We start from the raw sequence: 19,243 nt of genomic DNA on the forward strand, positions 1-19,243 counted from the left end.
TTCAGCCTCCCAGCAAACGCGCCGCCTGCACGTACCAGTCGTTCAGGTAGGGCGGGATGTACAGGCCCAGCACCAGGCCCAACGTCAGGTGCAGAAACACGGGGATCAGGGCCGGCGGGTGCGCCAGGGCCTTGAGCGTCGTGTCGCCAAACACCATGGGCAAAACGCGGACCAGCATGGAAGCGAACGCGACCCCGAGCGCCAGGAACAGGAACGGCGTGGCCCATGGCTGGTCGCGCATGGCGGTGGTCAGGATCAGGAACTCGCTGGCGAACACGCCAAAGGGGGGCATGCCCAGAATCGCCATCACGCCCAGGATCAGGCCCCAGCCCACCGTGGGGTTGACCTTGATGAGGCCGCGGATCTCGCTCATGACCTGGGTGCCCGCCTTCTGCGTGGCGTGGCCCACGGTGAAGAAGATGGCGGACTTGACCAGCGAATGCACCGTCATGTGCAGCAGGCCGGCAAAGTTGGCCACCGGCCCGCCCATGCCGAAGGCGAAGGTGATCAGGCCCATGTGTTCGATGGACGAGTAGGAAAACATGCGCTTCACGTCTTTCTGGCGCGACAGGAAGAACGCGGCCACCACCACCGAGACCAGGCCGAAGCCCATCATGAGTTGCCCGGCCATGTTGGAGTCCAGTGCGCCGTCGGTCAGCACCTTGAAGCGCAGCACGGCGTACATCGCCACGTTGAGCAGCAGCCCCGAGAGCACCGCGGACACCGGCGTGGGGCCTTCGGCGTGGGCGTCGGGCAGCCAGCTGTGCAGCGGCACCAGACCGATCTTGGTGCCGTACCCCACCAGCAGGAAGACGAAGGCCAGCGTCATGATGGCCGGGTCGAGCTGGTGCTTGATGCCGTTGAGATCGCTCCACAGCAGCGAGGCGTGGTCCAGCCCCATCGCCTTGTCGGCCGCCATGTAGACCAGGATGGTGCCGAACAGGGCCTGCGCAATCCCCACGCCACACAGGATGAAGTACTTCCAGGCCGCTTCCAGGCTGGCCGAGGTGCGGTACACGCTGACCAGCAGCACGGTGGTGAGCGTGGCGGCTTCCATGGCCACCCAGATGATGCCCAGGTTGTTGGTGGTGAAACCCAGCAGCATGGTGAAGCTGAACAACTGGTACATGCTGTGGTAGAGCTGCATGCGCCGTGGCGTCATCTTGCCGTGGTCCTGCTCGATGCGCATGTAGGGCCTGGAAAAGATGGCCGTGGTCATCCCCACGAACGCCGTGAGCGTGACCAGGAAAACGTTCAGCGGGTCGATGAAGAACTGCCGGTCCCAGACATACTGCGGCCCGTCGTTGATGACCTGTGCCGTCAGAAAACACGCCGCCACGAAGGTCCCCAGGCTGAAGACCACGTTCACGTCGCGCGCACGCGACCAGTGCCCGATGAAGGCCAGCGCCAGGCCCCCCATCAGCGGCAAACCCAACACCAAGTAGAGGGCGCTCATTTGGCAACCTCCGTGCTGCGCACTGCGGTGCGAGCTGGCTTGGAGCGGTCCGGCGCTGCACTCATGGCTCAGTCTTCCTTGAGTGACTCAAGGTTGTGGATGTCCAGGCTGTCGAACTTTTCCCGGATCTGGAACATGAACACGCCCAGGATCAACACCCCCACCAGCACGTCCAGCGCAATGCCGAACTCCACGATCATCGGCATGCCGTTGGTCACGGTCGTGGCCGCGAAAATCAGTCCGTTCTCCATCGACAGGAATCCGATCACCTGGGGAATGGCCTTGGAGCGGATGATCATCATCATGAACGACAGCAGCACGCAGGCCAGCGCGATGCCCAGCGCATCGCTCGCGATGGAGTTCGACAGGCGCGACACCGGCAGCGCCAGGCTGAAGGAGAAGATCACCAGCGCGATGCCCACGAGCATGGTCGTCGGGATGTTCAGCAGCGTCTCTACGTCCCAGCGCACATTGAGGCGCCGGATCAGCCGGTGCAACATCCAGGGAATGAACAGCACCTTCAGCACGAAGGTGATCGCGCCAGACACGTACAGGTCCGGCTGCCGCGTGACATAGCCCAGCAGGAACGACGCCGCCACCAGCGCGGCGCCCTGGATCATGAACAGATGGATCAGCGACCCGACACGCCGCTGGGAGATCATGGCGAACGAGAGCAGCAGGATCAGGGTGGCAAACAGATTGATCAGTTGCGGCGCGAATTGGATCATCCCACCCCCAGCAGCACGTTCACCAACAGGCCGATCACCGCAAGCAAAAAGGCGGTGCCCAGGAATTCCGGCACGCGGAAGATCCGCATCTTGGCGCTCGCCGTCTCGACCACCGCCAGTGCGATGCCGCCCAGCGCCAGCTTGAACACCAGCATGGGCAGGGCCAGCAACAAGGCCATGGGTGCATGGGCCTGCGCCACGCCCCAGGGGAAAAACAGCGCCAGGCCGGCACAGGAGTAAGCAAACAGTTTCAGGCTGGCGGCCCACTCCATCAGCGCGAGGTGGCGGGCGGAGTATTCGAGCACCAGCGCCTCGTGGATCATGGTGAGCTCCAGGTGGGTGTCGGGGTTGTCCACCGGCACGCGCGCGTTCTCCGCGAGCGACACCATGGTGAAGGCCACGCCCGCGAGCAACAGGCTGGGATAGATCGTCAGTTCGCGGTGGGCGAGCGTCTCCACGATGGCGGTCAACGAGGTCGAGCCGGTGATCATCGAGGCGCAGAACAGCACCATCAGCAAGGCGGGCTCGGCCAGAAAGCCCACCAGCATTTCGCGCCGGGCACCGAGCGTGCCGAAGGCCGTTCCCACGTCCATCGCCGCCAGCGAAATGAACACGCGGGCCAGGGCGAACAGCCCCACCAGCGCAATCGCGTCGGCCGCGGGCGAGAGCGGCAGGTCGGTCGACAGGGTGGGAATGATGGCGCTGGCCAGCAGCATGCAGCCGAACACCACGTAGGGCGCGATCCGGTACAGGCGCGAGGCGTGTTCGGCCATGACGGACTCTTTGTGAAACAGCTTGTGCAGCATGCGGTAGGGCTGCAGCAAACCCGGCGCCGATTTGTTCTGCAACCAGTGACGCCACTGATTGACCCAGCCCGTGAGCAGGGGCGCCAGCAGCAAGGCCGTCACCAGCGCCAGCAATTGTGAAAAGACGCCCAGGGCACTCATCGCTTCACCAGCAGCAGCAACACGATCAGCGTCGCGAAGCTGTACATCAGGTACACCGCGATCCGACCCTTCTGGAGCATCCCGACAACCCTGGACGCTTTGTCGACCAGCCGCGCCACCGGCAGGTACAGCCAGTGCCACAGCGGGTCTTCCACCTTGACCGCGTAGACCGGCCGTTCGTCAAACGCCGTGGGCAGTTGCCGTTGCAGGCGGAAAAAAGGCTCAAAGATCTGGCGGATCGGTTGCCCGAAGCCTTCGGCCGTGTCCTGCATGCGGGCGGTCTGCCAGGGGTGGCCGCAATCCCACGGAGGCGCCCGGCGCAGGCGGCCGTGGTAGAGCTTGCGCACCATCACGAACGCCAGGCCCATGCTGACCAGCACGCCCAACAGGAAGATCACGGGGGCATAGCTGGCCCGTTCCACGCCCACCGGAACCAGCAGCCAGCCGCTGGCCGCGGCGCTCTGGGACAGCCCCGCCTGCACCAGCCGCTGCGTGACGGGGCTGATCAGCGCAATCACCTGGTTCGGCAGCAGCCCCAGCCCCACGCAACCGCCCACCAACCACAACATCCCCCCCCGCTCCCAGGGCCCGGCATCGTGGGCGCCGCTCAGCTTTTCCTCGCGCGGCTGGCCCAGAAAGATCACCCCGAAGTACTTGACCATGGTGTAGGCCGAGAGCGCGGCGATCAGCGCGACCAGCGCCGCCATGACCGGCAACAACATGTCGAGCGACGGACTGGGCAGCCCCGTGGTGAACAAAAAGCTCTGGAGCAACAACCACTCGGCCACGAAACCCCCGAAGGGCGGCAGACCGGCACAGGCCAGCACCCCGACCAGCGTGGGCCAGGCCACCCAGGGCATGGTGCGCATCAGGCCGCCGAGCTTGCCCAGGTTGCGCTCACCGGTGGCGTGCATCACCGCGCCGGTGCTGCAGAACAGCAGGCTCTTGAAAAAAGCGTGACCGATCATGTGGTACATCGCCGCCGTCAGGGCCAGGGCCGACAAGGCCTGCATGCCGTAGGCGGAGAACAGCAGCGACAAGCCAAAACCCGTGCAGATCAGCCCGATGTTCTCGATCGACGAATAGGCCAGCAAACGCTTCATCTCCACCTGCACGGTGGAAAACACCACCCCGAACAACGCACTGGCCAGGCCCACAGCCATCAGCAGCACACCCCACCACCAGATGCGGGTCTGGAGCAGATCGAAGGACACCCGCAGGATGCCGTACAGCGCAATCTTCAGCATCACCCCGCTCATCAGCGCTGAAAACGGTGACGGGGCGGCGGGGTGTGCCTCGGGCAGCCAGGCGTGCAAGGGAAGCACGCCAGCCTTCGCGCCGAATCCGAACAGCGCCAGCACGAAGGCGGCCGACCCCCAGAACGGCGACAGCTGCTGGGCGCGCATGTTGGCAAAGGTGTAGTCCCCGGTACCGGCCTGCAGCACCCCGAAACACAGCAGGATGCCCAGCGCACCGATGTGCGCCACCAGCACATAGAGGTAAGCGGCCTGGCGAATCTCCGGCATGCGGTGGTTGGCCAGCACGAGAAAGAACGACGAGAACGCCATGGTTTCCCACATCACCATGAACACATAGGCGTCGTCGGCCATCACCAGCATGGCGATACTGGCCAGAAAGACGTGGTATTCGAGACAGATGAGCCCCGGAGGCGTGCCTTCGCCACGGCGGAAGTAGCCCGCCGCAAACATGGACACACCCGCCGATACGCCACCGATCAGGATCAGGAAGAAAGCGGACAGGCTGTCGAGCCGCAAATGGAACGGCAACTGAGGCAGGCCCAGCGGCAGCACCGCCACCTCCGGCGTGGCGAACGCGGCGCTGATGCCCACCGCCATCAGGACCACCGAAAAAAGAGCGCCCACCGGGAACAGCACCACCGCCACGAACCGGAACCGGCGCAGCGCCGCAACGCCTGCAACGCCAACCAGCAACCACGCCACGACGACCACCAGAACCCAGTCCAGATGGAGCCATGAGGCAGGTTGAGGAAAACTGTTCATGGACCTTTCGCGCGTGTTGCGGACGCCCAAATGGTACGCCCGAAGCGGACGGGCTCCCGTCGGCAAGCCGCTGGCTGGCCCAGGCCTGATGCCGAAAGGACACAGACCGGCGCCGCCGCGCAGCCCCGGATCGGGCCGGCAGGCCCGCCCGGTAAAATCGGCGTTTTCCCCATCTTGCGCCGCCCGCGCCACCGACCATGTCTTTCTTCGCCCGCCCGCACTACACGTCTGACGCGACGCAGTTCATCGACAAGCTCAAGGCCGACAAGCCCACGCTGGAGCAGGAACAGCGCCAGGGACGCGCCCTGCTGTGGGACAAGCAGATCGACCGCGACTTCCAGGCCAAGGCCGCAGCGACCACCGTGCCCCAGCAGCCCTACGTGTACCAGACCCAGGCCGACCCGCACTGATTCCGCCCCCGCCCGGGCGCATGCCATGAGCCACGAATCGCCGGCACTCGACGAAGCCCCGCAGGGGCTGGACGATGTGCTGCCCACCGTGGTCGACCACGTCGCCCTGGCGCGGCTGTATGGCGAGCCGCTGTTCACCATGCCGCGGGATCTGTACATCCCGCCCGATGCGCTGCAGATCTTCCTGGAGGCCTTTGAAGGGCCGCTGGACCTGCTGCTCTACCTGATCCGCAAGCAGAACTTCAACATCCTCGACATCCCGATGGCGGCGGTGACGCGCCAGTACCTGAGCTACGTGGACGAGATCCGCGCCAGCAACCTGGAACTGGCGGCCGAGTACCTGCTGATGGCGGCGATGCTGATCGAGATCAAGTCGCGCATGCTGCTGCCGCCCAAGAAGGTGGCCGAAGGCGAAGAAGCCGAAGACCCGCGCGCCGAGCTGGTGCGCCGCCTGCTCGAATACGAGCAGATGAAGCTGGCTGGCCAGCGTCTGGCCGAGATGCCGCAGTACGGCCGCGATTTCCTGCGCGCGCAGGTCTACGTGGAACAGGCCCTGGTGCCGCGCTTTCCCGACGTGCACGTGCTCGACCTGCAGGGCGCCTGGCGCGACATCCTCAAGCGCGCCAAGCTGGTCCAGCACCACAAGATCAGCCGCGAGGAACTCTCGGTGCGCGAACACATGAGCATCGTGCTGCGCAAGCTGCAGGGCCAGCGCTTCGTGGAATTCGGCGACCTGTTCGACCCCACCCGGGGTTCGCAGGTGCTGGTGGTGACCTTCATCGCCATGCTGGAGCTGGCCAAGGAAACGCTGATCGAACTCACGCAGGCCGAGGCCTTTGCCCCCATCTACGTGCGGCTGGCCTACTCACCCAACTGAACCGAACTGGCCACCGCGCCCCGCTGTACGGGCGCGCACCCAGCACCACACCCCTTCACATCAGAGAGCCATGAGCGCCCACCATTCCTTTGACGTTCTCATCATCGGCAGCGGCCTGGCCGGTCTCACGGCCGCGTTGAAACTCGCGCCCACCCACCGTGTGGCGGTGGTGACCAAACGCGGCATCTCCGACGGCTCCAGCAACTGGGCCCAGGGCGGCATTGCCGCCGTGCTGGCCGAGGGCGACAGCTACGCCTCGCACGTGGACGACACGCTGGTCGCCGGCGCCGGGCTGTGCGATCTGGAGGCCACGCAGTTCACGGTGGAGAACGCGCCCGCGGCCATCGCCTGGTTGCAGGAACTGGGCGTTCCCTTCTCCACCGAAAACGGCGAACTGCACCTCACGCGCGAAGGCGGCCATTCCCACCGGCGCATCGTGCACGCCACCGACGCCACCGGGGCGGCCGTGCAGGCGACCCTGAGCCAGCTGGCCCGTGTCACGCCCGGCATCACCTTCTTCGAGAACCACATGCTGGTCGATCTGGTCACCGAGCGCCAGTTGCCCGACCACAAGCCCGGCGTGGGGTCCACCCGTTGTTATGGCGCCTATGTGCTGGATGTGGACCGCGACGAGGTCGAGACCTTCAGCGCGCAGCACACCATCCTGGCCACCGGCGGGGCCGGCAAGGTCTACCTCTACACCACCAACCCCGACACCGCCACCGGCGACGGCATCGCCGCCGGCTGGCGCGCGGGTTGCCGCGTCGGCAACATGGAATTCATCCAGTTCCACCCGACCTGCCTGTACCACCCCAACGTCAAGAACTTCCTCATCACCGAGGCCGTGCGGGGCGAAGGCGGGCAATTGAAGCTGCCACCGCACCTGGGCAGCCACCGCTTCATGCCCGACCACGATCCACGCGCCGAACTCGCACCGCGTGACATCGTGGCCCGCGCCATCGACTATGAGATGAAGCGCCACGGACTGGATTGCGTGCACCTGGACATCTCGCACCAGAGCCCCGAGTTCCTGAACGAGCATTTCCCCAACATCCTCGCGCGCTGCGCCGAGTTGGGCATCGACATCACCAAAGAGCCCATCCCCGTGGTGCCCGCCGCGCACTACACCTGCGGGGGGCTGGTGACCGACCTGGAAGGCCACACCGACATCGACGGTCTGTACGCCGTGGGCGAAACCACCTGCACCGGCCTGCACGGCGCCAACCGCCTGGCCAGCAACTCGCTGGTCGAATGCATGGTGTTCGCCCAGGCCGCGGTGAAGGCCATCGGCACCGCGGCATTGACCCCGCGCCCGGACATCCCGCTGTGGGACGACAGCCGCGTGACCGACGCCGACGAGCAGGTGGTGATCTCGCACAACTGGGACGAACTGCGCCGCTTCATGTGGGATTACGTGGGCATCGTGCGCACCAACAAGCGCCTGGAGCGCGCCGCCCACCGCATCACCCTGCTGCAGCGCGAAATCCAGGAGTTCTATTCGCAGTTCCACGTCACACGCGATCTGCTGGAACTGCGCAACCTGGTGCAGGTGGCCGACTTGATCGTGATGTCGGCCATGATGCGGCATGAGAGCCGGGGTCTGCACTACAGCCGCGACTACCCCGACCTGCTGCCCGAGGCCAAGCCGACGATTCTGGTGCCGCCCTTGCGCTGACCAGACCAGCGCCAAGCACGCTCCGGGGCCCGCCGCCGGGGGCTGCCCCTGCATGCCCACCCGTCTCAGGCTAAAGTACAGGGATGACCACCGTGGCTGAAACCGGCAAAAAGAGATCCTCCGCTGCCCAGGCGCACCCGGCGGCGAGTGCCGCCGCGGCCAGCTTTGCGGCACTGGTGGGCAAGCTGGACTATCTGAGCCCGGCCGAGATCGAAAGCGTGCGCCAGGCCTACCGCTTTGCCGACGAAGCCCACCTGGGTCAGTTGCGCAAGAACGGCGACCCCTACATCACCCACCCCATCGCGGTGGCGGCCCAATGCGCCGAATGGAAACTCGACGCCCAGGCCCTGATGGCGGCGCTCATGCACGACGCCATCGAAGACTGCGGCGTCACCAAGGAAGAGCTGGTCCAGCGCTTTGGCGCGCCGGTGGCCGACCTCGTGGACGGGCTCACCAAGCTGGAACGGCTGGAGTTCGACACCCGGGAACAGAACCAGGCAGAGTCGTTCCGCAAGATGCTGCTGGCCATGGCCAAGGATGTGCGGGTCATCCTGATCAAGCTGGCCGACCGCACCCACAACATGCGCACCATGGGCGACATGCCGCGCAGCAAGTGGCAGCGCATCAGCAGCGAGACCCTGGAGATCTACGCCCCCATCGCGCACCGCCTGGGGCTGAACTTCACCTACCGCGAACTGCAGGATCTCGCCTTCCGCTTTCTCCACCCCTGGCGTTACGAGGTGCTGTCCAAGGCCTTGAACAAGTCGCGCACCCGGCGCCACGACCTCATTGCCCGGGTCCAGCGGGAGGTCGAGGCCGCGTTTGCGCGCCAGGGCATGGGGGTGCGCATCCTGGGCCGCGAAAAGACGCTGAATTCGGTCTACCGCAAGATGGACAGCAAGCACCTGTCGTTCTCCCAGGTGACCGACATCTACGGTTTTCGCATCGTCGTGCCCGAACTGACCGACTGCTACACCGCCATGGGCATCCTGCACCAGCTCTACAAGCCGGTGCCGGGCAAGTTCCGCGACTACGTGGCCATTCCCAAGGTCAATGGCTACCAGTCGCTGCACACCACCCTGATCGGCCCGTTTGGCACCAACATCGAGTTCCAGCTGCGCACCCACGCCATGGACGTGGTGGCCGAGTCGGGCGTGGCCGCGCACTGGCTCTACAAAGCCAGCGAACCGGGCAGCGACACCTCGCAGCGCCTGGGCACGCAGTGGCTGCAGTCCCTGCTGGACATTCAGCAGGAAACCCACGACGCCGGCGAGTTCTGGGACCACGTCAAGATCGACCTGTTCCCCGATGCGGTCTATGTGTTCACGCCCAAGAGCAAGATCCTCGCGCTGCCACGCGGCGCCACCGTGATGGATTTCGCCTACGCCATCCACAGCGGCGTGGGCAACCGGGCGGTGGCCGCCAGGATCAATGGCGAGCAAAGGCCGCTGCGCACCGAGCTGGCCAATGGCGACGTGGTGGAAATCGTCACCGGCGACACCGCCGAACCCAATCCGGCCTGGCTGTCGTTCGTGAAGACCGGGCGTGCCCGCTCCAAGATCCGCCACCACCTCAAGACCCTGGCGCAGGAAAAAGCCAACGAACTGGGCGAGCGCATGCTCACCCAGGCCCTGCGCTCCGAGGGCATCGCGACCCTGCCAGACGAGGAAGGCGACCACAAGAGCACCTGGGAAAAGCTGCTGCGCTTCACCGGCAACAAGTCTCGACACGAACTGATGACCGACATCGGGATGGGCAAGCGCATCGCCAGCATGGTGGGCAAAAAACTCGCTGTGCTGCTGTCGGAAACCGGTCTCAAGCCCGACGCGCTGCTCATCAGCACCGAGCGCTACGCCAGCGGCCAGGACGAGACGGTTTCGCAAGGCGTGGTCAGCCTGGACGGCAGTGAGGGCCTGTCGGTGCAGTACGCCCCGTGCTGCCAACCGATCCCGGGCGACCGCATCGTAGGCTATCTGGGTCGCGGGGAGGGCCTGGTGGTGCACGCCGAAGACTGCCCCACGGGCAAACGCCTGTTGCTGCGCGACAGCGAGCGCTTCCTGCAGGTGGAGTGGGCCGACGAGCCCGTGCGTCCGTTCGACACCACGGTGGTGGTCACGGTGGCCAACGGCAAGGGGGTGCTGGCCCGCGTGGCCTCGGCCATCGCCTCGGCCGAGGCCGACATCACCCACGTGGACATGGGCGACGAACCGGCACAGACGGCCACCGACATCCGCTTCTCGGTTTCGGTGCGCGACCGCCAGCACCTGGCCGACGTTTTGCGCAGCCTCAAGCGCACGACCTCGGTCATCAAGGCCCAGCGCTTCAAGCCCTGATCAGGTCTTCGCGGCGGGCGCCGGATACGTCACCGACACGATGTCCAGTTCCTGCACACCACCGGGCACCACCAGCCGCACCACCTCGCCCACACGGGCCTTGAGCAGCGCGCGCGCCACGGGTGACACCCAGCTGATCTGTCCCTGCGCGCTGTCGGCCTCGTCCACGCCGAGGATGGTCACCGTGGTTTCCAGCCCCGACTCGTCGGCGTAGGTCACGGTGGCGCCGAAAAACACCTGGTCGCCTCCGTGGTGCATGGAAGCATCCACCACCTCGGCGATCTCCAGCCGCTGGGTCAGGAAGCGGATGCGGCGGTCGATCTCGCGCAACCGCTTTTTGCCGTACAGGTAGTCCCCGTTCTCCGAGCGGTCGCCGTTGCTGGCCGCCCAGTGGACGATTTCCACCATCTTCGGACGCTCCTCGTCCATCAGCGTGAACAACTCGGCGCGCAGCCGGTCGTAGCCAGCGCGCGTGATGTAGTTCTTGCCGCTGGGCACGGGCGCGGCGACGGGCAGTTCGTCGTCGGCGTCCTGATCGGACTCGCGGGTGAAGGCCTTGCTCATGGGTACGGTGTACAGCAGAAATGAAAAAGCCTGCAGCTTTTGGCTGCAGGCTTTCATTTTGGTGCGGCTGGCAGGAATCGAACCCACGACCCCTTGGTTCGTAGCCAAGTACTCTATCCAGCTGAGCTACAGCCGCGTAAGCCACGCATTGTAGCACGACTTTTTTGGTAGGCCGTGTTGGACTTGAACCAACGACCAAAGGATTATGAGTCCTCTGCTCTAACCAACTGAGCTAACGGCCCGCGAAGGGGTGGATTGTAGAGGCCGCCGACGAGCGCCAGCCGGGGCCGGCTATTTGCTGTGGCTCAGCGCGTTGCTCACCAGCTTGGCCGTGACGTCAACGATCTGGATCATGCGTTCGTAGGACATGCGCTGGGGCCCGATGACGCCCAGCGTGCCCACCACCTGCCCGTCGACTTCGTACGGGGCCGTCACGACCGACAGGTCTTCGAAGGGCACCACCTGGCTTTCGCCACCGATGTAGATGCGCACGCCATCGGCCTGGGCCGACACGTCGAGCAGGCGAATCAGCTGCGTCTTCTGCTCGAACAGATCGAACAGGCGACGCAGGTTGCCCATGTCGCTGGAGAACTCGCTGACCGAGAGCAGGTTGCGCTCGCCAGAGACCACCACCGCCTCCTGCCCCGCGTTGTCGTCGGCGCCGATCTCCACCGCGGCCTGCATCAGGGTCGCGATCTCGCCACGCAGCACATCGACCTCGGTCTTCAGCCGTGAGCGCACCTCTTCCATGGTCAGCCCCGAGTAATGGGCGTTGAGGAAATTGGCCGCCTCCAGCAACTGCGACTGGGTGAAATGCACCTGGGTGTGGATGATGCGGTTCTGCACATCGCCATCGGGCGACACCAGGATCACCAGCACCCGCCGCTCGGACAGGCTGAGAAATTCAATGTGGCGAAACACCGAAGCTCGGCGCGGCGCCATCACCACGCCCACGAAGTGCGAGAGGCTGGAGAGCATTTGCGCGGCGTGGCTGATGACGCGCTGGGGCTGGCCCGCCTCGATGCCCGGTGCGCCCATCTCGCCCACCCCCGGCAGTCCGTCGCGCCGCACCGTGAGCATGGTGTCGACGAACAGGCGGTAGCCACGCGCGGTGGGAATCCGACCGGCCGAGGTGTGGGGGCTCGCGATCAGACCCAGCTCTTCAAGGTCGCTCATCACGTTGCGGATGGTCGCGGGCGAGAGATCCAGACCGGCGGCTTTGGCCAGCGTGCGGGAACCCACGGGCTGCCCGTCGGCGATATATCGCTCGACGAGGGCCTTGAGCAGCAACTTGGCGCGGTCATCCAACATGGTTTCATTTTACGGAGGTATGCGCCCCGCGGGAGCCCGCGGGCGACAAGGGTTTTCCGGGTCGGGCGGGCCGCGCGGGCTATGTTGTAATTTGTGCATGAGCCTGCCTCCCGAACCCTCGCCGACAGCCCGAAAAATGGGCAAGCCGCTGCGCTTCGCGCACGTCGCCATCATCGGCAAATACCAGGCGCCGGGCTCGCGCGACGCGGTGGAGGAAGTGGCCCATTTCCTGCACGATGTGGGCTGTGAGGTGTCGCTGGAGCAGGACACCGCGCTCAACACCGGCCTGCTGCAGTACCCCGCGCTGGACGTGCCCGCCATGGGCAGTGCCTGCGACCTGGCGCTGGTGGTGGGGGGTGACGGCACCATGCTGGGCATCGGTCGCCAGCTCGCGCGCTACGGTGTGCCACTGGCCGGCATCAACCAGGGCCGGCTGGGCTTCATCACCGACATTCCCTTCGACAGCTACCGTGAAAAGCTGCGACCCATGCTGTACGGCGAGTTCGAGGAAGACCCGCGTGCACTCATGGCCGCCAGTGTGTGGCGCGACGGCCGATGTGTGTTCGAGGCCACCGCGCTCAACGATGTGGTGGTCAACCGGGGTGGCGTGGCCAGCATGATCGAGCTGCGTGTGGAGGTGGACGGCCATTTCGTGGCCAACCAGCGCGCCGACGGTCTGATCATCGCCTCGTCCACCGGCTCCACCGCGTATTCGCTCTCGGCCGGCGGCCCGCTGCTGCACCCGGCCATTGATGGCTGGGTGATGGTGCCGATCGCGCCCCACACCCTGTCCAACCGCCCCATCGTATTGCCCGCTCACTGCGAGATCGCGGTTGAGATCGTCTCGGGCCGCGACGCCAGCGCCAACTTCGACATGCAGTCCCTCACCAGCCTGCTGCACGGCGACCGGATCGTGGTGCGGCGCTCCGAGCACACCCTGCGTCTGCTGCACCCGGTCGGCTGGAGCTATTTCGACACCCTGCGCAAAAAGCTGCACTGGAACGAAGGCGGTTGAAAACCCGGTCAAAATACGACCGGTCTGCCCTTCACACGTTCCACTTCACCCCACGTTCATGAGCCTCCGACGCATTGTTTTGCGCGACTTTGTCATCGTGCAGTCGCTGGACCTGGAGCTGGACCAGGGCTTTTGCGTGCTCACCGGCGAAACCGGCGCCGGCAAGTCCATCCTGATCGACGCGCTGCAACTCGCCCTGGGCGCACGCTCCGACAGCGGCGTGGTGCGCGAGGGTGCGTCGCGCTGCGAAATCGCCGCCGAGTTCGATGCCCCGCCCCACCTGGCCAACTGGCTGGAAGAGCAGGGTTTCCCGCTGGATGACAGCCTGCTGCTGCGCCGCACGGTCGACACCGAAGGCCGCAGCCGGGCCTGGATCAACGGCAGCGCGGCCACCGTGGCCCAACTCAAGGTGCTGGCCAACGAGCTGGTGGACATTCACGGCCAACACGCCTGGCAAAGCCTCACCCGTGCCGACGCCGTGCGTGCCCTGCTGGACGGTTATGCCGGCATCGACACCTCCGCCGCGGCGCAGGGCTGGGCGCAGTGGCGCCAGTGCCGCAAGGCGCTGGAGACAGCGACCGAGCGCCAGAACAGCCTGCAACAGGAAAGCGAACGGCTGGCCTGGCAGATCGGCGAGCTGGACAAGCTCGCGCCGCAACCCGGCGAGTGGGACGAGCTCAACGGCCAGCACGGCCGCCTGGCCAACGCCCAGGGGCTGCAGGACGCGGCCCAGGCCGCCGTGGCGGCGCTGGACGCCACCGAACCGAGCGCGGGCGACCTGATCCACCGCGCGCTGGCGGCCCTGCAGGCCCAGGCCCACATCGAGCCCGCCTTCGCCGACCCCGTGGAAGCGCTGGAAGCGGCACTGGCCCAGGTGCAGGACAGCGTGCACAGCCTGCACCAGTACGCCCGCCACGCCGAACAGGACCCGTCCCGCCTTGAGGCGCTCGACCAGCGGCTTTCGCTGTGGCTGTCGCTCGCGCGGCGCTACCGCCGCCCGCCCGAAGAGCTGGCCGAACTGCATGCGCAGTGGAAGGCCGAACTGGCCCAGGTGGACCAGGCGCTGGATCTGGCCGCCCTGCAGCAGGCCGAGCGCCAGGCCTGGAAAACCGTTGACAGCGCCTTGCTGGCCTTGACGAAAAAGCGCCAGCAGGCCGCCCCCCGTCTGTCCCAGGCGGTCACCGAAACCATGCAGACCCTGGGACTGCAGGGGGGGCGATTCGAAGTGGCGCTGCAGCGCCTCGAAGAGCCCCAGGCCCATGGCCGCGAGCAGGTCGAGTTCCTGGTGGCCGGCCACGCCGGCGTCACGCCACGCCCGGTCGGCAAGGTCGCCTCCGGCGGTGAACTCTCGCGCATCGCGCTGGCGATCTCGGTCGTCACCAGCCGGCTCGGCCAGGCCCCCACGCTGATTTTTGACGAGGTGGATTCGGGCATCGGCGGTGCCGTGGCCCACACGGTGGGGCGCCTGCTGCGCCAGCTGGGCCAGGACCGGCAAGTGCTGTCGGTGACCCACTTGGCGCAGGTGGCCGCCTGTGCCGACCACCACCTGCTGGTGAGCAAACAGCAATCCGGCCAGCAGACTGTGAGCACGGTCGAGGCGATCGCACACGAGCAGCGCATCCGCGAACTCGCCCGCATGCTGGGCGGCAACGAACAGTCCGAGGTGTCGCTGGCCCATGCCCGCGAGTTGCTCGCCGCCTGACACGCAGCCCCCATGTCAGACACCCTGCCCCGCCCCATCGAACTGGTGCTGATCACCGGCATGTCCGGCTCGGGCAAGTCGGTGGCCCTGACCGCGCTGGAAGACCTCGGTTTCTACTGCGTGGACAACCTGCCACCCGAACTGCTTGAGTCCTTCATCGCACTCGAACAAAGCCACCAGGCCCATCGGGTCGCCATCGCCATGGATGTGCGCAGCGCCGCTTCGCTGCCGGGCCTGCCCCGCCGGCTGGAACGGCTGCAGGCCCAGGCCGACCGGCCGGTGCACCTCACCACCGTGTTCCTGGACGCCACCACCGACACCCTGGTGCGCCGGTTTTCCGAAACGCGCCGGCTGCACCCGCTCTCGCTCAAACAGGCCAACGATCAGCACAGGGCGCTGACCGACGCCATCGAACACGAACGCGAATTGCTGGCCGAATTGCGCGAGCAGGCGCTGGTGCTCGACACCAGCCTGATCCGCCCGGCGCAATTGCGCAGCCACATCAAAGAGCTGCTGGGCACGGTCCAGGCACCGCTGACGCTGGTGTTTGAGTCGTTTGCCTTCAAGCGCGGCATCCCGATGGACGCGGATTTCGTGTTCGACGTGCGCATGCTGCCCAACCCGCACTACGAACCCGAACTCAAGCCCCTGACCGGACGCGATGCGCCGGTGGCGGCCTACCTCGCCGCCCAGCCCGAGGTGGACCAGATGCGGCAGCAGATCGATGATTTCCTGCGGCACTGGCTGCCGCAGATGCTGCGCGACCATCGCAGCTACGTGACCGTGGCCATTGGCTGCACCGGGGGGCAGCACCGCTCGGTGTACCTGGCCGAACAGCTGGCGCAGGCCTTCGCCACCGAGTGGGCGACCCAGGTGCGGCACCGCGAGGTCGATGGTTGGCCCGCCTCCGCGGCCCGTCCAGCCACCTCGGGTTCCTGACGACGTGCTCCTGACGACGTGCCTGCGGTCTCCCTGAGGTTGAATCAGGGCGGGTCGTTGGAGAGCAGCAGGCGCACCGGGGCCGGCAGCCCGTATTGCACCAGCGCCGCTTCCTCCACCCATTGGCCGCTCAGACCGGTCGCGAATTCCACGGGCTGCGAGGTTTCGAGCAGCCATGGGTGCAGACGCAGCTCGCGGTGCGTCAGACTGTGGGACACCGGCTCCAGCGCACGCGCGGCACCGCGCAAGCCCGGTGGCAAAGCCGCCAACAGGGAGGCCTCGCTGTCGAACACCGGCAGGCAATACAAGTCGGCCCAGATGCCCCGGGCCGGCCGGCGCTCGAGCCACACCCGACCCGGCGCACCCACGTCCTGGCCGCGCAGCCACAGCAGCCACCAGGACTCGTGCCGCCGCTTGAGCGACCGGGTCTTGACCGGGTAATTCTGCGGAACCCCCTTGGCATGGGCCACGCAGAGGTCCTGCACCGGGCAGCGCCCACACAGCGGCCGGCTTCGCAGGCACACCGTGGCACCCAGATCCATCAGGCCCTGCGTATAGGCCGTCATGTCCCCGTTCGAAGGGGTTTCTGGCAGCAGCGCCTGCGCCCGCTGCCAGAGTTCGCGCTGGGCCGGTAGCTGGGCCATGTCCGCGTCAAAGGCCAGCAGGCGCGTGAGCACGCGCCGGACATTGCCGTCCAGAATCGAGATGCGTTCGCCGTGGCAAAACGCGGCGATCGCCGCAGCGGTGGAAGCACCAATGCCAGGCAGTGCCTCCAGGCCCAGCGCCGAATCCGGAAACACCCCCCCATGCTGCGCCACCACCACCTGGGCGCAACGGTGGAGGTTGCGCGCCCGGCTGTAGTAGCCCAGGCCACTCCACATCGCCATCACGTCGTCGGCCGGCGCCTCGGCCAGGGCGAACACGTCGGGAAACTGGGCCAGAAAGCGCGGGTAATAGCCCAGCACGGTGCTCACCTGGGTCTGCTGCAGCATGACCTCGGACAACCAGACCCGGTACGGGTCGCGGGTGCCCTGCCAGGGCAGGCCGCTGCGCCCCGACTGGCGCTGCCAGTCGATGAGGCGCCGGGCAAAAGTGAGTGGCAGGTCCGGCGCCCGGGCCGCCTCGGCCGCAGCCGTGCGGGGGCCTATGGGAGTACCTTCCCCCTGTGGGCTGCGGTGCGAGTTGGCTTGGGAACGGCCCAGCGCTGCGCTCATGGAACATCCCTCCGTGCTGCGCACTGCGGGGCTGAGCGCCTTCGGAACGGCCGGGCGGCGCTCATGCCGCGACAGCTTCGGCGGCGTCTTCTTCGGGAACGGACAGCAGGTGGTCGGTCAGCTCCGCCAGCTTGGCGTCCAGCAGATTGAGCTCGGCCTGCTGCGATTGCAGCTCGCGAATGCGTCCGTCCAGGCCACCCGCGGCCTGCTGGATGCGCGAGACCGCTTCAATGCGGCGGATGAAATTGCGCCGACGTTCGCGCAGTTGGGTGTCGAGCTGGGCCGAAGCCGATTTGTTCCACAGCTCCACTTCGTTCACGGCCGTGTCGTACACCACGCGCAGGCGACTCATGAGTGCCCGTGTCAGCCGTTCGGCAAACTCCGGCTGGGCCAACCGCAGCGCATTGCCCAGGCTCAGGTACTGCAGGTGGCTCTTTTCAATCGCCGACAGGTCCCGGGCGTAGTGGCCCAACTGGGGCGGGGAAGGCGGCTGGAGCGAAAAACCGTATTCGGCATTCAGCCCCTTGAAACTGCCTTCCAGCATCGACTGGATTTCGGCGGCCAAGGTATCGGCGCGCGCCAGATCGGCGCGCAGACGGTCAAAGGTATGGCCATAGGCGCGCCGCACGCCGAGCTTGATCCCGGGCTGTTTCAGCGCGCGCGACAGCTCAGACACCTCGGCCTTCAGGTGGGTACGCCCGAGCAGCGCGAAGAGGTTCTTGAGCAGGCGCAGGTGCACCGACCGCACGGCGTGGATCTTGGCGCCACTGGCGTCAAAATCGGCCTGCTCCTGTTCGATGCGCAGGCGCATCTGCTTGATGACCCCGGCGTTCTTGCCGCGCAGCCCATCGAGCTCCTGGACCTGCTCCACCAGATCACGTGCCCGGATGTGGACAAGGCGCCCGGTTTCCTGCCGCAGCGCCTGAATACCCGCCGCCACGGCCCCGCTCAGAATCTTGCGGCGCTGACCGAGCAGGTCCACACCCAGCGCCGACTCCAGCTCCATCAGGTTGCTGGCTTCGAGCAGCTTGTCGTCGCCACTGACTTTGGCCAGCAAGCCCTTCTGGGCCGACACCGCCAGCACCTGCTTGGACGACAGCCCCAGGATATCGGCCGAATCGGTGCGTTGCGCCGCGATCTGCAGCTGCACCTGTTCGGGCGAACTGAGGGCATCCCACATGGTGTCGATCTTATTGAGCACCACCAGGCGCGACTCCCGGCCTTCACCCCGCACCGCCAGGTGCTGGCGCCAGATCGTCAGGTCGGATTTGGTCACACCGGTGTCGGCCGCCAGGATGAACACCACCGCATGGGCCTGCGGCAGCAAACTGACCGTGAGTTCGGGCTCGGCGCCGATGGCGTTGAGCCCCGGGGTGTCCAGGATCACGAGACCCTGCTTGAGCAGCGGGTGCGCCATGTTGATCAGCGCATGGCGCCATTTCGGCACCTCGATCAAGCCGTCCGGCCCGACCAGCGGGTTGTCGTCCGGCAACTCTTCATTCCAGAAACCCAGCGCAGCCGCTTCGGACTTGCTGACGCGGCGCACCTCGGCCACTTTCTGGATCGCACGCGCGAGCTGCTGGGGATCGTTGACGTCCAGGTCAACGCGCTCCCACTTGTTCGGGGCATTGCGCCAGTCCAGCAAGGACTTGGGCTGCAGCCGCGTCTCGATGGGCAGCAGCCGCAGGCAGGGGGGCACTTCCGCGTCGTACCCCAGCTCGGTCGGGCACATCGTGGTGCGCCCGGCGCTCGCGGGCATGATGCGCCGGCCATAACCGGCAAAAAACACCGCATTGATCAGCTCGGACTTGCCGCGCGAGAACTCGGCCACGAAGGCCACCATGATCTTGTCGTTCTTGACCTGGGCATGCAACTGGTCGAGCCGTTCGCTCACGCCGGCTTCCATCAAATCGTGGTCGGTCAGCCATTCAGACAACAACTTGAGCCGCAAAGCAAACTGCCTGCGCCATGCGCCGTGGTCGTCAAATTCCTGATTGAAGCTCATGTGCCGTGTTCTCTGGAGTGAGGGCAATATAGCATCGGAGCGGTCT

The 19,243-nt window shown here is 66.3% G+C and carries 15 protein-coding genes and 2 tRNA genes; 7 read left to right on the forward strand and 10 right to left on the reverse strand.

Features of this window, described 5'->3' with window-relative positions; genetic code table 11:
• Position 1 precedes the first annotated feature (1 nt).
• The 4 genes from KIH07_RS22860 to hyfB form a co-directional block, all read right to left on the reverse strand.
• Positions 2–1,456 carry a hydrogenase 4 subunit F gene (locus tag KIH07_RS22860; RefSeq protein ID WP_226494149.1) on the reverse strand — a complete coding sequence of 485 codons (1,455 nt, stop codon included), beginning with the start codon at positions 1,454–1,456 and terminating at the stop codon, positions 2–4.
• A gap of 68 nt (positions 1,457–1,524) precedes the next feature.
• Positions 1,525–2,184, reverse strand: coding sequence for a formate hydrogenlyase (locus KIH07_RS22865; RefSeq protein ID WP_226494150.1), 660 nt, complete (start codon positions 2,182–2,184; stop codon positions 1,525–1,527).
• Entirely contained in the window at positions 2,181–3,131 is a 951-nt protein-coding gene (locus KIH07_RS22870; RefSeq protein ID WP_226494151.1) for a respiratory chain complex I subunit 1 family protein, read from the reverse strand. Before KIH07_RS22870 ends, KIH07_RS22865 begins: the two co-directional genes overlap by 4 nt.
• Positions 3,128–5,152: a hydrogenase 4 subunit B gene (gene hyfB / locus KIH07_RS22875; RefSeq protein WP_226494152.1), complete on the reverse strand. Its 2,025-nt coding sequence runs from the start codon at positions 5,150–5,152 to the stop codon at positions 3,128–3,130. Before hyfB ends, KIH07_RS22870 begins: the two co-directional genes overlap by 4 nt.
• A 197-nt stretch (positions 5,153–5,349) precedes the next feature.
• On the opposite strand from hyfB, the gene KIH07_RS22880 reads away from it, so the two are divergent.
• The 4 genes from KIH07_RS22880 to KIH07_RS22895 all read left to right on the forward strand — a co-directional run bounded on the left by KIH07_RS22880 (position 5,350) and on the right by KIH07_RS22895 (position 10,447).
• The gene (locus tag KIH07_RS22880; protein WP_226494153.1) at positions 5,350–5,562 is read left to right on the forward strand and encodes a DUF3460 family protein; all 213 of its coding nucleotides are present in this window, start codon (positions 5,350–5,352) and stop codon (positions 5,560–5,562) included.
• Between the two features lie 25 nt (positions 5,563–5,587).
• On the forward strand, positions 5,588–6,439 hold the full coding sequence (locus KIH07_RS22885) for a segregation and condensation protein A (protein WP_226494154.1): 852 nt from the start codon (positions 5,588–5,590) through the stop codon (positions 6,437–6,439).
• A gap of 70 nt (positions 6,440–6,509) precedes the next feature.
• On the forward strand, positions 6,510–8,114 hold the full coding sequence (gene nadB / locus KIH07_RS22890) for an L-aspartate oxidase (protein WP_226494155.1): 1,605 nt from the start codon (positions 6,510–6,512) through the stop codon (positions 8,112–8,114).
• An 83-nt stretch (positions 8,115–8,197) separates the two neighbouring features.
• Entirely contained in the window at positions 8,198–10,447 is a 2,250-nt protein-coding gene (locus tag KIH07_RS22895; RefSeq protein ID WP_226494156.1) for a RelA/SpoT family protein, read from the forward strand.
• Here the strand turns inward: KIH07_RS22895 and greB are convergent, their stop codons facing one another.
• The 4 genes from greB to hrcA form a co-directional block, all read right to left on the reverse strand.
• The gene (greB, locus tag KIH07_RS22900; protein ID WP_226494802.1) at positions 10,448–11,011 is read right to left on the reverse strand and encodes a transcription elongation factor GreB; all 564 of its coding nucleotides are present in this window, start codon (positions 11,009–11,011) and stop codon (positions 10,448–10,450) included.
• Positions 11,012–11,070: 59 nt separating this feature from the next.
• Positions 11,071–11,147 (reverse strand) — tRNA-Arg (locus KIH07_RS22905).
• 29 nt (positions 11,148–11,176) lie between these two features.
• Positions 11,177–11,253: transfer RNA gene (locus KIH07_RS22910), tRNA-Ile, on the reverse strand.
• Positions 11,254–11,302: 49 nt separating this feature from the next.
• Positions 11,303–12,322 carry a heat-inducible transcriptional repressor HrcA gene (gene hrcA / locus KIH07_RS22915; protein WP_226494157.1) on the reverse strand — a complete coding sequence of 340 codons (1,020 nt, stop codon included), beginning with the start codon at positions 12,320–12,322 and terminating at the stop codon, positions 11,303–11,305.
• Between the two features lie 136 nt (positions 12,323–12,458).
• On the opposite strand from hrcA, the gene KIH07_RS22920 reads away from it, so the two are divergent.
• The 3 genes from KIH07_RS22920 to rapZ are packed head-to-tail and all read left to right on the forward strand — an operon-like array spanning position 12,459 to position 15,978.
• Entirely contained in the window at positions 12,459–13,337 is an 879-nt protein-coding gene (locus KIH07_RS22920; protein ID WP_226494803.1) for an NAD kinase, read from the forward strand.
• Between the two features lie 58 nt (positions 13,338–13,395).
• Positions 13,396–15,039 (forward strand): DNA repair protein RecN, encoded by a 1,644-nt coding sequence (gene recN / locus KIH07_RS22925; protein ID WP_226494158.1) that lies wholly within the window; start codon positions 13,396–13,398, stop codon positions 15,037–15,039.
• 12 nt (positions 15,040–15,051) lie between these two features.
• Positions 15,052–15,978 carry an RNase adapter RapZ gene (rapZ, locus tag KIH07_RS22930; RefSeq protein WP_226494159.1) on the forward strand — a complete coding sequence of 309 codons (927 nt, stop codon included), beginning with the start codon at positions 15,052–15,054 and terminating at the stop codon, positions 15,976–15,978.
• A 44-nt stretch (positions 15,979–16,022) separates the two neighbouring features.
• On the opposite strand, the gene mutY is transcribed toward rapZ, so the two are convergent.
• Both mutY and KIH07_RS22940 read right to left on the reverse strand, forming a co-directional pair.
• On the reverse strand, positions 16,023–17,192 hold the full coding sequence (gene mutY, locus KIH07_RS22935) for an A/G-specific adenine glycosylase (protein ID WP_226494160.1): 1,170 nt from the start codon (positions 17,190–17,192) through the stop codon (positions 16,023–16,025).
• A 61-nt stretch (positions 17,193–17,253) separates the two neighbouring features.
• Positions 17,254–19,197, reverse strand: a complete 1,944-nt coding sequence (locus KIH07_RS22940) for a dynamin family protein (RefSeq protein ID WP_226494161.1) — start codon at positions 19,195–19,197, stop codon at positions 17,254–17,256.
• Between the last annotated feature and the right edge of the window lie 46 nt (positions 19,198–19,243).

The sequence above is a fragment of the Hydrogenophaga taeniospiralis genome (assembly GCF_020510445.1).
Taxonomy (GTDB): domain Bacteria; phylum Pseudomonadota; class Gammaproteobacteria; order Burkholderiales; family Burkholderiaceae_C; genus Hydrogenophaga.